The organism is Lacticaseibacillus sp. YLM2-1 (genome assembly GCF_056583465.1).
In genome coordinates this window covers 1,392,531-1,407,005 of record NZ_CM152617.1, presented here as the reverse complement: position 1 = coordinate 1,407,005, position 14,475 = coordinate 1,392,531, and the positions used below count along the sequence as shown (strand labels likewise).

At 46.9% G+C, this 14,475-nt stretch carries 11 protein-coding genes; 1 reads left to right on the top strand and 10 read right to left on the bottom strand.

Annotated features, from left to right (window positions below; genetic code table 11):
• Positions 1 to 31: 31 nt before the first annotated feature.
• The 3 genes from pyk to dnaE all read right to left on the bottom strand — a co-directional run bounded on the left by pyk (position 32) and on the right by dnaE (position 6,224).
• Positions 32 to 1,798: a pyruvate kinase gene (pyk, locus tag AC07KQ_RS06835; protein WP_003565331.1), complete on the bottom strand. Its 1,767-nt coding sequence runs from the start codon at positions 1,796 to 1,798 to the stop codon at positions 32 to 34.
• Between the two features lie 58 nt (positions 1,799 to 1,856).
• The gene (gene pfkA / locus AC07KQ_RS06830; RefSeq protein ID WP_003565329.1) at positions 1,857 to 2,816 is read right to left on the bottom strand and encodes a 6-phosphofructokinase; all 960 of its coding nucleotides are present in this window, start codon (positions 2,814 to 2,816) and stop codon (positions 1,857 to 1,859) included.
• A gap of 111 nt (positions 2,817 to 2,927) precedes the next feature.
• A complete protein-coding gene (gene dnaE, locus AC07KQ_RS06825; protein ID WP_480156634.1) occupies positions 2,928 to 6,224 on the bottom strand; it encodes a DNA polymerase III subunit alpha in 3,297 nt (1,098 codons plus the stop codon).
• A gap of 95 nt (positions 6,225 to 6,319) precedes the next feature.
• On the opposite strand from dnaE, the gene AC07KQ_RS06820 reads away from it, so the two are divergent.
• The gene (locus AC07KQ_RS06820; RefSeq protein ID WP_003565324.1) at positions 6,320 to 6,514 is read left to right on the top strand and encodes a YjzD family protein; all 195 of its coding nucleotides are present in this window, start codon (positions 6,320 to 6,322) and stop codon (positions 6,512 to 6,514) included.
• Positions 6,515 to 6,621: 107 nt separating this feature from the next.
• Here AC07KQ_RS06820 and AC07KQ_RS06815 read toward each other — a convergent pair whose 3' ends face one another.
• From AC07KQ_RS06815 to AC07KQ_RS06785, 7 genes are all read right to left on the bottom strand, one after another.
• Positions 6,622 to 7,482: a hypothetical protein gene (locus AC07KQ_RS06815; protein WP_003565322.1), complete on the bottom strand. Its 861-nt coding sequence runs from the start codon at positions 7,480 to 7,482 to the stop codon at positions 6,622 to 6,624.
• A 93-nt stretch (positions 7,483 to 7,575) separates the two neighbouring features.
• Complete coding sequence (locus AC07KQ_RS06810; protein WP_003565320.1) at positions 7,576 to 9,129, bottom strand: bifunctional metallophosphatase/5'-nucleotidase; 1,554 nt, start codon at positions 9,127 to 9,129, stop codon at positions 7,576 to 7,578.
• Positions 9,126 to 9,677: a DUF1836 domain-containing protein gene (locus AC07KQ_RS06805; RefSeq protein ID WP_003565318.1), complete on the bottom strand. Its 552-nt coding sequence runs from the start codon at positions 9,675 to 9,677 to the stop codon at positions 9,126 to 9,128. The genes AC07KQ_RS06810 and AC07KQ_RS06805 overlap by 4 nt, the downstream gene beginning before the upstream one ends.
• Before the next feature lie 312 nt (positions 9,678 to 9,989).
• A complete protein-coding gene (gene rpmF / locus AC07KQ_RS06800; protein WP_003565316.1) occupies positions 9,990 to 10,181 on the bottom strand; it encodes a 50S ribosomal protein L32 in 192 nt (63 codons plus the stop codon).
• A 180-nt stretch (positions 10,182 to 10,361) separates the two neighbouring features.
• Positions 10,362 to 12,968, bottom strand: coding sequence for an ATP-dependent chaperone ClpB (clpB, locus tag AC07KQ_RS06795; protein ID WP_003587840.1), 2,607 nt, complete (start codon positions 12,966 to 12,968; stop codon positions 10,362 to 10,364).
• Between the two features lie 356 nt (positions 12,969 to 13,324).
• Positions 13,325 to 13,660, bottom strand: coding sequence for a LapA family protein (locus tag AC07KQ_RS06790; protein WP_003565311.1), 336 nt, complete (start codon positions 13,658 to 13,660; stop codon positions 13,325 to 13,327).
• A gap of 13 nt (positions 13,661 to 13,673) precedes the next feature.
• Complete coding sequence (locus AC07KQ_RS06785) at positions 13,674 to 14,459, bottom strand: SDR family NAD(P)-dependent oxidoreductase (RefSeq protein WP_003565308.1); 786 nt, start codon at positions 14,457 to 14,459, stop codon at positions 13,674 to 13,676.
• Between the last annotated feature and the right edge of the window lie 16 nt (positions 14,460 to 14,475).

The window sequence follows — 14,475 nt, the reverse complement described above, 5'->3', positions numbered from 1 at the left end:
TTTCCTAACCTTTAACAGGTCATTTTGAAGATTAAAGGGCGTTGGTAGCACCTTTGTAGATGATCCCACGACGGGAGTCAACAGTAATGATCTGGCCATCGGAGATGACGCTGGTAGCATTTTCAGCACCAACAACAACTGGGATACCCATAGCAATACCAACAACAGCTGCGTGACTGGTCAAGCCACCGGTTTCAACAACCAAGGCAGCTGCTTTTTCGATTGCTGGCAAGTAATCTTTGTCAGTCGTCTTAACAACCAGAATGTCACCCTTTTGCATCTTAGCAGCAGCTTCTTGAGCGTTGCTTGCGATGACTGCCTTACCAATCGTGGATTCGTCGCCGACACCTGAGCCTTGAACCAGCTTGGAGCCAATGAGTTGAACCTTCATTACGTTGGTTGTGCCAGATTCACCAACAGGAACACCGGCAGTGATCAAGATCAGATCGCCTTCCTTAGCAAAGCCAAGGTCTTGGGCCTTCTTGGTTGCCAAGTCGAACATAGCATCGGTGTTAGCAGGCTTTTCAGCAATGATTGGATAAACGCCCCAGTTGACCATCAGGCCGCGTTGGGTCTTTTCGCTGAAGGTAATGGCAAGAATGTCAGCCTTCGGACGATACTTGGAAATCATGCGGGCAGTGTAGCCGGATTCGGTCGCAGCAACAATGGTCTTAACCCCTAAGTTGCGAGCCGTGTGTGCAACACTTTGGCCAACAGCTTCGGTGACGTTCTTGTTACTGTATTCCTTCAATGCGAAGGCATCCTGATCCATCATCGCTGCTTCGGTGTATTCGTCAATCCGAGCCATTGCAGCAACGGATTCAACCGGATAGTCACCATTAGCAGATTCGCCAGAAAGCATCGTTGCATCGGTGCCATCAAACACGGCATTGGCAACGTCGTTTACTTCGGCACGAGTAGGACGTGGGTTTTCTTGCATGGAATCCAACATTTGTGTAGCCGTGATAACCGGCTTACCCAAAGAGTTGCACTTCTTGATCAAGCGCTTCTGAACGATCGGAACATGTTCAAATGGAATTTCAACACCCATGTCGCCACGAGCAACCATTAAGCCATCGGAAACCTTCAAGATGTCATCAATGTTGTCGATGCCTTCTTGTGATTCGATCTTAGGGAAGATCTGAACATTAAGTGCGTTCTTTTCTTCAAGGAGTTCACGAATGTCTAAAACGTCTTGAGGCTTACGAACGAAGGAAGCAGCAATGAAGTTGATCCCGTTGTCCAAGCCGAAACGAATGTCATCGGAGTCTTTTTCCGTAATCCCAGGCAAGTTGATGGCAACACCAGGAGCGTTGACACCTTTCTTACCACCAAGGACACCGTCGTTTTGAACAACGGTAACGAGTTCACGGTTCTTTTCGTCCTTTTCGGTGATCTTCATGTCAATCAAGCCATCATCAAACAAAACATGGCCGCCAACGTGAGTGTCATCATAAAGGCCAGGATAGGTAACAGCAACTTTTTCCTTGGTGCCTTTCAGACTTGCATCCATGGAGATGCGAACTTTGTCACCGGTGTGAAAATCGATCTTACCATTCGGGGTATCTTCAAGAGTTGTCCGAATTTCGGCACCCTTCGTATCCAGCATGATACCAACGGTCTTACCCGTGATCTTTTCAGCTTCGTGAACCATGTTCATCCGTGCCAAATGCTCTTCATGATCACCATGTGAGAAATTGAAACGGAAAACGTTGGCACCCGCTTCAATCAACTTAACGATGATATCAGTGGTGTTACTTGCAGGTCCAAGCGTGCTGACGATCTTGGTTTTTTTCATAAGTGAAATCGCTCCTTGAAATTATTTAAACAGACGTTAATGTCGTTTGTTTACGAGATTAAAATGTTAACTCTTCCGCTAAGGTGTAGAGCGAAAGTTCTGCGTGATGCTTGGCATCAAACAAGGTCCGAACATCATGTGCCGTGATCTTGTTATTCTCAATGCCGACAGCCAAAGCGCCTTTGCCTTGCAACAAAAGTTCAACCGCGTATGAGCCCATTTGTGAAGCCAAAACGCGATCACGTGCGGACGGTGCACCGCCACGAACAATGTGTCCCAGAACTGTCGAACGTAATTGGAAATCGCCATGTGCGGCTAATTCCTTGGCAAATTGATCAGCGTGCATCACGCCTTCTGCCAAAAGAATGACCGCATGCTTTTGACCACGTTCACGAGAACTTTGCAACTTCGACGCAATTTTCTTAACGTCAAAGTCGTGTTCTGGAATGATGACATCCTCGGCACCACCGGCGACGCCCGACCAAAGGGCAATGTCCCCAGCTTCACGACCCATGACTTCAATGACAAAGGTTCGTTCATGCGAAGCCGCGGTATCGCGAAGACGGTCAACAGCTTCCACAACTGTATTAACGGCAGTATCAAAGCCAATCGTGAAGTCCGTGTAAGGAATATCGTTGTCGATCGTTCCTGGCAGGCCAATGGTGTTGAAACCGTGACGCGTCAAAGCTAGTGCACCGTGATAAGAGCCGTCTCCGCCGATGACGACCAACGCCTCGATGCCAAACTTGTTTAATTGTTCGACCCCGCGCAACTGGCCTTCTTCTTGCGCAAATTGTGGATAACGTGCGGAATATAACATGGTCCCGCCGCGTTGAATCTTATCACCGACAGTTGATTCATTCATTTTGAAAATGTCGCCGGCAACTAACCCAGCAAATCCATAATTGATGCCATATACTTCAAGGCCTTCGTGCATCGCCTTGCGAGCAACAGCGCGGACCGCGGCGTTCATGCCAGGCGCATCCCCGCCACTGGTCAAAATACCAATGCGTTTCATTATTTCACCTCATGCATATTCTTTTGCGATTTGTCCCATCACAAATACTCATTGAGTTTACCACTTTTCAGAAACAAAGTCCCTGAAAATGAGAACATTTTACAATTTTCTCTATTCTTCTTGTCGTTTTCGCAACACCACATTAGCCGCACCAAACCGCGATTCAAGATCAGCCATCAAGCTGGTGTCAGCAGTGACCCAGTATCGCTTATCTAACAAAACACTCTCCTTGCTGGTCGTGTCGACAGTGATAACCGGAATTGGTCCATGGGCAGTTTGCAATTTTTTCAGTAAATCGGTCCTGGCGTCAACATTATCCGCATCCAAGCGAATAAATAACTGTGCTTTTGGTAAGGCCTCAAGTAACGGTGCGGCATCTTGAATCCGGTTCACAATGAGTTGCAAGTCGTCATTGCGTTTTTCAACTCGCCCGTTCACTAGTACCACCATGTCGGTCTCAATTTTTTCTAATGTTGGATATAGATTGGGAAAAACCGTCAGCGAAACGGTGCCAGTCGCATCCTGTCCATCCACAAACGCCATAGGCTTCCCAGTTTTGGTCCGGATCCGCTTAATGTGTCGAACCAGCAGCAAAATATCAACCGTGCGACCTTCTGCTAAATCCACCACATTGACTAATGTGTATTGCGTTTTCAAAGGGGCATATTTGTCAACCGGATGACCAGAAAGGTAAACGCCTAAAACATTAGCCTCTTCTTCAAGCCGTTCGCCTGCCGGCATTTCCGGCACCACAATCGGTTTAGGCGCTAGCACTGAAAATAACCCAACATCATTGCCAGCAAGTTTAACCGAGTTGATTAATTCATCTAAGTTCGCAATTGTCTGTGCCCGATTATCATCAAAGCTATCAAAGGCACCGGCAAGAATCAATGGTTTGAAATTATCTGCCTTTAACCACTTCGGCTCGAGGCGCTGTAGTAAATCGCGAAAATCTTTAAACGGGCCATTTTTACGAGCGGTAAAAATGGCTTCGGAAAAGTCACGGCGCATCCCTTTGACAGACAAAAGTCCAAAGCGAATCTTCCCGTCGCTCAACTTAAAGCCACCATTGCTGGTGTTGATGTCAGGACCTAATAAAGCTACCTGACGCGCTTTGGCTTCTTGTACGTAAGTCCGGAGCTTCGGCAAATTATTCATACTAGCATTCATCAATGCCGCAAAAAAGGCGGCTGGATCATGCACTTTTAAATACGCTAACCAAAATGCGACCATACTATAAGCAACTGCGTGAGAACGATTGAAGCCGTAATTCGCAAATCGATCAATATAAGCATAAACCGTTTTGGCAGTCGCCTCAGGGAATCCTTGCTTGACCGCACCTTCAATGAATTTATCCTGTTCGGCTGCCAGCACTGATGATTTCTTCTTACTCATGGCCCGCCGCAACAAATCCGCCTCGCCAAGACTGAACCCGCCCATGACACTGGCCACCTGCATGACCTGCTCCTGATAAACCAAGACACCATATGTCGGTTTCAAAATCTTCTCCAAGGCCGGATCAGGATAAGCAATCGGTTCTTGCCCATTTTTGCGGGCAATGAACGTGTCGATGTTTTCCATTGGACCTGGACGATACAAGGCATTGACAGCCACAACATCTTCAAAATCAGTTGGCCGCAGTTTTCGCAAAACATTTTTGATACCAGCAGACTCGAATTGAAAAACGCCGTTAGTATCACCGCGGGCAAACAAAGCGAGTGTCAGTTGATCATTCAGCGGAATCTGTTTTGGATCAAACGTCCGGCCAGTATCACGGGTGACAAAATGACTGGCGGCGGCTAAAATATTGAGGTTTTTCAAACCCAGAAAATCCATTTTAAGCAGCCCAAGTGCTTCAACATCATCTTTGGGTACCTGCGTCTGTTCAAGACCATCGCCACTGGGTTGCAAGGCAACGGTGTCAGTTAGTGGTTCTTCAGAAAGCACTATCCCGGCTGCATGCGTGGAATAATGTCGCGGCAACCCCTCTAATGCTAAAGCGGTTTGAAACAGCATGCGATTTTTTGGTGAATCAGCCACCAAATTTTTCAACGGCTGACTCTGATCGTATGCTGTTTTTAAATCCATGTGCAACAAGTTTGGAATTGCTCTGCTCCAAGTATTACTTTCAAACTGACTCATGCCGAAAACGCGTGCCACATCTCTGATCGCCTGTTTCGCGCCGAACGTCCCAAAAGTAATAATCTGGGCCATGTGATTTCGGCCATATTTGTCATGGACATATTGAATCAGCTCGCCACGGCGGTTATCAGGAATGTCCAAATCAATATCAGGCATTTGCGCTCGAGCAGGATTCAGAAACCGTTCAAACAGCAGATCATAAGCAATCGGGTCGACTTCTGTAATAGCCAGCGCGTAACTGACCAAGGAGCCCGCAGCTGATCCTCGCCCAGCCCCAGTCATAATATTGACCTTGTGAGCGTAATTCATCACATCCCAAACCACCAGAAAGTAATCAGCAAATCCCATTTTGATAATGACATCCAGCTCATATTGCAAACGCTGCTGATAGGTTGTCGGAATCGGCTGATCGTGAAAACGGTTAGCGAGGCCTTCTTGAGCCAGTTTGGTCAGGTAATCTTTAGACGCAAGCTGATCTGGCGTTTGGTAATGAGGTAGCTGCGGCTGCTTGAACGTAATCGTCACATCCGTTTGATCCGCTATCTGAGCCGTGTTGTCAACTGCCGCCTGTAGTCCAGCAGCAACAAAAGGTGCACTTGCATCTGCTGGCGGTTTTAACCACCATGGCCCAGCATCGGTTAAAACTGGGTCACGAAAATTCAACTGACTGCCATCACCAATCGCTGCCATCACTTTTTGCGTAAAAGCATCAGTCGGATCACGATACAGAACGTTGCCTAACGCCATTAGGTGAAGTTGCTGACTAGTCGCAAATGCCGGCAATGGCGTATCTAAATGAGCCTCATCCAGACCAACATACACCGCTTCCGGCTGTTTATTATCAAGCTCCTGTAAAAAAGCGACAGCTCTGTCGTGATCGTTAGCAACAACTGCCGCCGAAAATGGTGAATCCGGTAAGGTGATGGCGACTAAGCCTGTCAAAGGCAATAAGTCCGCAAAGGCCACCGGCGAAGTTGCTAGCATAATCTGCGTGGAGATCTTAAGTAACTGATGGTAGCCCTGATTATTTTTGGCAATCACTAAAAGTTTGGCATCATCAATCGCAATCTGCATGCCTAATAGCGGCTTCAAGCCAGCCGCTTTCGCCTGTCGATAAAACTCGACTAAACCATAAACAACATTAGTGTCCGTTAAGGCAATGGCCGAATAACCGCGTGATTTTGCTGCGCTGATAAGATCCGACAGTGCCAACGGGCTGTGTAATAAGGTATAATTGCTATGAACCTGTAATTGGGTAAACGTCATCTTGCCACCTCGCTTCTATTATACCGGAAATACTCACAATTTCAGTTGAATTCGCTTGTGGTCGTGGTAAGATGACGACAGAAAAGAGGGATTCCATGCGTTATCTACCTACTATTATCTGGGGCGTGATCCTCGGCCAAGTTGTCGGCTTCCTGATCAGCGCCTTGAGCGGCGGCAGCTACGACCCGAAGACAAGCGCGATTATCAGTGTGATCTTCGTTGTCATTTTATTCTTCTTCCCGCCAATCATGCAGCATTTTGCAAAACCTGCGGAAAAACCAGAACATTAATTAAATCGTCAATGACGTCAAAGTGCCCGATTATTGCTAGACTGGCATGTCTAACAATAACCGGGCACTTTGCATGTGCTGACGTTTTTGGAATGAGTGACGCAAGCTTATTTTGTCACATACAGGTAAAGTGCTGTGGTGGAATAACCAACATCAATTTTGACGCCGTGACTCTTGATTGTGCTAATGGTCGTCGCATTGTTTTTAGACTTAGCATCCTTCGTCAATTTCTTAAATTGCGAGAAAACTGACTTAGCATCAGCACCGACCGAAGTTGTGAGTAACCCGAAGTCAGTGGCAAACGTCTGCATCTTCTTGCTGTTTTTCAAAACTGATAATGGTACCACAACGGCAAACCCCATTGCCTTGCCATCAACAATACTTGCGCGATAATCGCCGCTTGCTGATTTTAAGATTGAATGAATGCCCGTCTTCGCCGTTGCCGGCAGTTGGGATGCTTTGGTATTGGCATTGGCCTGAGCCATCAGTGTCTTCAATTGCTGTGCTTGCTGAGCCATTGCCATTTTCTCAGTTGGACTCATGGTCGCAGCGTTCTTTTGAGCATTGGCACTTGCAGCCTGTGCCTGTTTTAGCTTGGCTTGATCCGCTTTAGGTAGACTGGATACCGCCAGCATTTGATTAAACTTTGCCGCAATCGTGCTATAAGTTCCGAGCGATTGACCGGCTTTCACCGTGACGTTAGTTTGCATGCTACCGGCTTTTAGGTTCACCTTTTGAGCCACATCGCTAACGGGCACATTGACCACAAACGTGCCTGAATTGACTGGCACACTGCCTTTTCCGGCATCACTTGTATAACTGACGCGATCCACACCGCGGGCCGTCCCTTTAACAATGGCGACCAGTCCGTCACGCCCATATGAGGTTTTGGTAGTGCTTAATTGTTGGCCGCAACCTGCTAGCACGAATGCCAATAAGCCGACCATGGTATATTTCCAAATTTTCATTAAACCGAACAATCCTTTCGCTATGCACAATTCAATAACGACCAACAGCATAAGCGTTCCTTGGCTGCTTGACAAGCGAAATATGACTCACTGTCACATTGACGGTAAAACATTAAAGTTTTGGTCAGCAGTTGCCTTGATTAATGGGTGTTCCTGCAAATAATCGGCAATCAATTCGGTCATATCTTTTTGATTTTCTCGGATGACTTTATCAGGACCAAACATTTTAAAATTACCGCCACCAGCCGCACGGTATTGATTAACCGCCACATCATAAGTCTGAGTGGGCTGTACTGGCGCACCGTGATAAAGCAGCCGAGTTACTCGACTGCCCACGGGCTGATGAATATCCAAAGTATAATCAATGCCCTGATACATGTCATAATTGTAATGCTGAGGTTTTGGCCGCTCAAATCGGGGCGTCACCGTCAACTTGCCATCAGCATCTAGTGAAAAATATTCGGCGCACTGTTCCAGAGCTGCTTTTAAATCAGCGCCGGTTAACCGCAACACAGCTAGCGTGTTGGGATAAATGTAATTCGTGACGACATCCCGCATGTCGATAGTTTCGCCAAACCCTCGCCCTTCATTGTTAAACAAAGCGGTGCCCGAAATGTCAGTATCGGTGCTGGCCATTTGGACTTTTTGAATAAACTCAATGTACGGCACCTCATGAACCCGCGCAGCAAATGGATCCTGAATGCGCATATCCCCTTCAACATGAGCTAATGGCTGGTCTAACCAAGTTTCAACAGTTTGATTCAGATCAGCCGCTGACTGCAAAATGGTTGGGCTCGCAATTGATCCGCCTGTTTTGACTAACACGGCTTTGCTAGCAGTAACTTGGTAACCGCTCGCTGTCTGATTTAAGTCAAGTGTGATCTTACCGATCGCTTCCCCGCGGTAACCTGGCTGAGTGATCGGCACACCGTTAACTAATCCGGCCAATTGTCGATGTTGATGACCCGTGACTAAAGCATCAATCCCCGGTACTTGGGTCAGCGCATAACCGACATTTTCGCCGGTTAATGGCTCAGTCGGCTGACCGGTCTGCAAGTTACGCTCAAAACCGCCATGATAAGCAACAATCACAACGTCAGCTTGTTGACGCAACAATGGGACATAGTGCTTGGCAGTCGCTACCACATCTTGAAAAGCCAAACCGGCAATATGGGCCGGTGCTTCCCAATGTGGGATGTAGTTCGTTGTCAAACCCAGAATGGCAATTTTGACCCCTGAGCGCTCAATCAATTGATAAGGCGCCCCAAATGCTGGTTGGCCATTTTCGGTGATATTAGCGTTGATGGTTGGATAGGTCAATGTCTTCAACGCTTGCCGCAAATAGTCGCTGCCGTAATTAAACTCATGATTGCCGATAATGCCGGCATCATACCCAACCTCGTTATACAGTCGCGTCAACTGATCTGGCTGCTTGCTGATCTTCGCAACGTAATAGGCCAGTGGTGATCCTTGAAGCCAATCGCCATTTTCAATCGTCACAACTGGTCCTTCAGCTGCTGCCTTCTGAGCATCAAGCACCGTTTTGGCCTTGGCTAATGAAAAAGGCAAATCCTGATCCCGTTTCACATAATTAGTTGGCAAGACAAAACCATGCGTGTCACTTGTCGATAGAATGGTTAGTTTCATTTTTTCCCTTTCTTTTCCGAATCATCAGCAGCCAGATCAATCATTTTTTCAACTAACAGTTTTTGTAAAACAGCATTAATGGCCATTGTCACAATGGCATGCTGGGTTGTCGTCATATCTGGTTTATTGACGCGGCTAATGGTTAAGCCATCGCTAAAATCCGAATTTGCCTGCTCAATTGCGCTGCTAAAAGTGAGAATAAACGCATCGTAAGCTTGCGCAACCGGCCGATTGGCAAGTGAAAATTGAATACCTGCCGCAATAGCATCCAACGCAAAAACTGGCTTTAGCATCGCAATGACTAAAATATTGGCTAATTGTTCTGGACGATACTTTTTCTTAAGCGGGGCTTTAATAACCCCCTTTTTAACATAATTATTGACCATCGTGGATGTGATCTCGCCAAACCCCAGCGGTGTGACAATATCATTGACATACTGGATCACTTGATCCATATACAAGTCAAATTGGGGCAGATCAGTCCAGCGCGGAAACTGCGCCTCTTGAAGTTGCCCTAGATAATCGGCAAATTGTTCGTTATCAGCCATATGCTGCCACCTCTTTCAAGAAGAGTATACCATGTGAGCTAGACTTGATAACCATTCGTGGACCGATTGATGCTAATATTTTACCTAATGATCAAAGTACAGCCTTCATTGGTAAGGTCGCTTATGTTCCGACTTCTAGCTGCTCGTACTCACGCTCACCATAACGCGCTCACCTGCCCAGAAACCTACTCCGTTCACCATAACGCGCTCGCCAGCCCAGAAACCTGCGTGTAAGTGGCCCTGAACGCCGGTTTCTAAACGGGCTGGCGAGCGCTCACACAAAAAGCCAACACCTAAGATGTTGGCTTTTGATTATGCATTTGCGTTATCGTCGGACTTCTTAACCACTTGTGCACCCTTGTAGTAACCCTTAGGTGAAACGTGGTGGGAAATGCGGTATTCGCCGGTCGCTGCGTCGAATTGCAAGTTAGGCACATTCAACTTGATATGACCGCGGCGCATACGCTTCTTGGTCTTTGACGTTCTGCGTGCTGGAACTGCCATGAGCGGAAAACCCCTTTTTTAGTAAGATTTCTAAACAACTTTATACGGTTGATGATCAAAATGCAAGTCCAATCATCATCACGCGTGGACAGAATGCTATCTGTCACAGCAACGATAATCATACATGAAAAGGTGCGTCAAGGCAAGGGTCTTTACAGAAAAAATCAGTTGTCAGCCGGTTTAAGCTTTGACCGGTACTGTTTTTGCCTTAAATTGCAACTGATCGTCCGCAACCGTGATGACGACTTCTTGACCCGGCATCACAGTCCCGCGAATCAATTCTTTAGCCAGCGGCGTTTCAACCGCACTCGTAATTAACCGCTGCAGTGGCCGGGCACCAAACGCTGGCTCATACCCTTTATGGGCCAACCACTCCTGCGCTGCCGGTGTGATATCAAGCGATATCTGTTGATCGGCCAACCGCGTGCCTAATTGCTTAAGATCCTTCACAGCGATCTTTTCAACATCTGCTAATGATAGTGGGTTGAACATGATAATATCATCAATCCGATTCAAAAATTCAGGCTTAAAGGCTTTGCCGACCAATTGCCGCACATTATCCTTGGCTTGTTGGCTAACGGTACCATCTTCTTGCACACCGTCAAGCAGGTACTCGGAGCCCAAATTGGACGTCATGATGATAATCGTATTTTTGAAATCGACGGTACGTCCCTGACCATCTGTTAAACGACCGTCATCTAAAACTTGTAGGAGGATATTGAAAACGTCCGGGTTAGCTTTTTCAATTTCGTCTAACAAAACAATGGTATATGGGTTGCGGCGAACTGCTTCAGTCAACTGGCCGCCTTGTTCGTAGCCGACATAACCAGGGGCCGCCCCGACTAATCGCGACACACTGGCTTTTTCCATGTATTCGGACATATCAATTCGCACCATGTGTTTTTCTGAATCAAATAAATCTTCTGCCAATGCTTTAGCAAGCTCTGTTTTGCCGACACCAGTGGGACCAAGGAACAAGAAGCTGCCAAGTGGCCGACTTGGATCTTGTAAACCGGCCCTGGATCGCAAAACAGCGTCCGAGACAGCGCTGACGGCTTCATTTTGGCCAATGACACGTTGGTGCAGATTATCTGCCAAATGCAATAACTTCTGGCGGTCACCTTCAACCAACTTCGCTACTGGAATACCGGTTTCCCGCGAAATCACCGCAGCAATTTCATTGGCTGTCACGCTTTCTTGAACTAGCCAAGATTGCGGACGATCGCTGTGTTCCATCGTCTGCAGCTCTTTTTCCAACTGTGGAATCGTGCCATGTTGCAAGCGTGCAGCAGTTTCAAGATCGTAGCGACTTTGGGCATCTTCCAATTCATGCTTGGCTTTATCAATCGCCGACTTCTTCTCGTTAAGTTGACGAATATCTTTCTTTTCTGCTTCCCACTGAGCCTTGAGCTTATTTGTTTTCTCTTTTAAGTTGGCCAATTCAGCGTCAGCATCTGCTAATCGCTTCTTGCTGGCAGGATCAGTTTCATTCTTCAGTGCTTGCTGTTCAATTTCCAACTGCATCTGTTTGCGCTCTGCCACATCCAGCTCAGTCGGGCGGGAGTTCATTTCCACGTTAATTGTGGCACAAGCCTCATCCACCAAATCAATCGCCTTGTCAGGCAAAAACCGATCCGTGATATACCGATTGGACAAAGTAGCTGCAGCGACCAACGCGGTATCATGGATCCGAACTTTATGAAAAATTTCGAATCGTTCCTTCAGTCCCCGCAAAATACTGATCGTATCTTCAACACTAGGTTCCTGAACCAGCACCCGTTGGAACCGACGCTCAAGGGCTTTATCTTTCTCGATGTTTTCCCGGTACTCGTCCAGTGTCGTGGCACCGATCAGATGCAATTCACCACGGGCCAGCATCGGCTTCAGCAAGTTACCAGCATCCATGGAGCCTTCTGCCTTACCAGCACCGACAATATTGTGAATTTCATCAATAAAAAGAATGATTTGGCCTTCACTCTTTTTGACTTCTTTTAAGACCGCCTTCAAGCGTTCCTCGAACTCACCGCGATACTTCGCACCGGCAACAAGACTTCCCATATCAAGTGAGATGATAGTTTTATTCTTCAGATTGTCAGGTACATCATTTTTGACGATCCGCTGGGCTAAACCTTCTACAATGGCGGTTTTGCCGACCCCCGGTTCACCAATCAAAACTGGATTGTTTTTAGTTTTGCGACTCAAAATACGAATGACATCGCGAATTTCTTCATCACGTCCGATGATGGGATCCATCTTGCCACTGCGCGCTTCTTTTACAAGATCGGTACCGTACTTTTCTAAACTCTTATAAGAGGCTTCGGCATTTTTGCTGGTTACTTTTTCACCACCGCGCAGGTTCTCAATCACCTGTCGTAATCGCTTTGCATCAACCTTGGCATCGTTCAACAAGAATTGGGTGATCGGGTTGTAGCGTTGTTGATAAAGGGCGAGCAAGACTGCTTCTGTAGAAATATAGGTATCGCCAAATTCATCCTTCACGCTGTTGGCATCTGTCAGTAACTGCGACAGGTTTTGGGACATGCTTTGTCCGTATGCGCTAGCGCCTTCAACGACAGGCTCTGCTTCCAGTGCCGCATCAATCGCAGCATTCAAGCCCTGCACATTCACACCGGCTTCACGATAAATCTGTTCAGCCAATTGATTAGGCTGCACCAGGCTTTTCATGACATGTGGGATGTCAATTTCTTGATGACGGCGAACTTGGGCAATTTGTTGTGCCGCGCCAAGTGCTTCGGCAACGGCTTGCGTAAAATTATCTGGGTTCATGAATACGGATGCCTCCCTGAAAAATATCGTCTTACATTATAGTTTTCATTTTCACAATACGACATTGGTCAGTTAAGGTCAAACTATTTTTTAAATTTCATGATGATTTAAAAAAATCGTAGGAAGCCCGTCGCTGTGTTGCTTGCACAACTGAGCCTCAGGTGGCCTAGATTGCTCCGTTTTGGCACTACGGTCTTTAAAATCGCATTAAATAATCTATGCGAAGGCAAAAAGGAACAATTTTCCAATCGTACAATCGAAAAATTGTTCCTTTTATTTGTTTATTTGTCTGACTGAGAATTTTGTCACGGGCTACTCTATTGACAGCTAGGTACGACAGTTCAATCCTCAAAGGTCTACTTTTTGGTATCCGTCGCATCCGTGGACGGTTCCTCTTTTGGTGCTTGAACTGGCTTAGGGGCTGGCTTGTCAGTTTTATTGGATTTTGTCAGCTCCGTGATCCGCTGTTGCAACTCACGAATCTGTTTTTTAGCACTCGAAACGGCACTGGTTGAGATCAACCAGGTCACAACGGCACCTATCAACACGGAAACCGCAATAATCACTATCAACGGCCACTTTAGCTGAATACCGAAGAAATTAACCGAAACGTCTTGCCCATTCAACAAGGCAAAAACAATTAAAATCAATGCCAGAACTAACCCAATAATAAAACGTTGTTGACCCTTCATACGACCTACCCCTTTACTTCTTATTAAACATACCAGCAGCTAACCAATCGCCCAAATGCGGGAACAAGGTATAAAAATCTGCGCCAAGATTCATAAACCACGGTGCATTGATTTCCCGAACTGGTCGACCAAATGTCGCTACAATTCGCCGCGCTAATTTATCTGGATCCAAAACCAGCCAAGAAACGCTAGCCAAATAGTCTAACGCATTGGCTTCGCTAAAGAAATTCGTGGCAATTGGTCCCGGATTAACCGTGGTCACCTTAACACCGAATGGCTTCAATTCAAGACGTAAGCCATTACTATACCCAAGCACCGCAAATTTGGTTGCTGAGTAGATAGCTGACTTAGGCGTCGCCATTTTTCCAGCCATTGAAGCAATGTTAATGATTTGTCCTTGCTGACGCGTGACCATATCGCGACCCAGCAACTTCGTCAGATACATCATCCCCAGCACATTCACCCGAAACATGCGCTCTACTACCTGCATATCGGTATCGAAGGCTGTTTCAAAATGACCAAACCCAGCGGCATTCACCAGAATATCAACTGGCCCAACCGTTTCGTGAATTTGATCAACGGTCGCTTCAATTGCAACTGGGTCAGCAACATCAACAGGGAAAGCATAAGCTGGTCGGCCGGAAAGCGTGCTGGCCTCTGCCTGTGCTTGACGTAATTTCTCCCGCCGCCGCGCCAAAAAGACAACGGTTGCGCCTTGCTTTGCTGCCTCAAGTCCAATCGCCTTGCCTAAGCCTGACGATCCTCCAGAAATAACCACCGTCGGATGTTGGTTCATCATGATTTCCTCCTCTGTT

What these genes read in the sequence shown, in the direction of transcription:
- pyk (WP_003565331.1), bottom strand. Translation starts at nt 1,798, where the DNA reads ATGAAAAAAACCAAGATCGTCAGCACGCTTGGACCTGCAAGTAACACC.
- pfkA (WP_003565329.1), bottom strand. Translation starts at nt 2,816, where the DNA reads ATGAAACGCATTGGTATTTTGACCAGTGGCGGGGATGCGCCTGGCATG.
- dnaE (WP_480156634.1), bottom strand. Translation starts at nt 6,224, where the DNA reads ATGACGTTTACCCAATTACAGGTTCATAGCAATTATACCTTATTACAC.
- AC07KQ_RS06820 (WP_003565324.1), top strand. Translation starts at nt 6,320, where the DNA reads ATGCGTTATCTACCTACTATTATCTGGGGCGTGATCCTCGGCCAAGTT.
- AC07KQ_RS06815 (WP_003565322.1), bottom strand. Translation starts at nt 7,482, where the DNA reads ATGAAAATTTGGAAATATACCATGGTCGGCTTATTGGCATTCGTGCTA.
- AC07KQ_RS06810 (WP_003565320.1), bottom strand. Translation starts at nt 9,129, where the DNA reads ATGAAACTAACCATTCTATCGACAAGTGACACGCATGGTTTTGTCTTG.
- AC07KQ_RS06805 (WP_003565318.1), bottom strand. Translation starts at nt 9,677, where the DNA reads ATGGCTGATAACGAACAATTTGCCGATTATCTAGGGCAACTTCAAGAG.
- rpmF (WP_003565316.1), bottom strand. Translation starts at nt 10,181, where the DNA reads ATGGCAGTTCCAGCACGCAGAACGTCAAAGACCAAGAAGCGTATGCGC.
- clpB (WP_003587840.1), bottom strand. Translation starts at nt 12,968, where the DNA reads ATGAACCCAGATAATTTTACGCAAGCCGTTGCCGAAGCACTTGGCGCG.
- AC07KQ_RS06790 (WP_003565311.1), bottom strand. Translation starts at nt 13,660, where the DNA reads ATGAAGGGTCAACAACGTTTTATTATTGGGTTAGTTCTGGCATTGATT.
- AC07KQ_RS06785 (WP_003565308.1), bottom strand. Translation starts at nt 14,459, where the DNA reads ATGATGAACCAACATCCGACGGTGGTTATTTCTGGAGGATCGTCAGGC.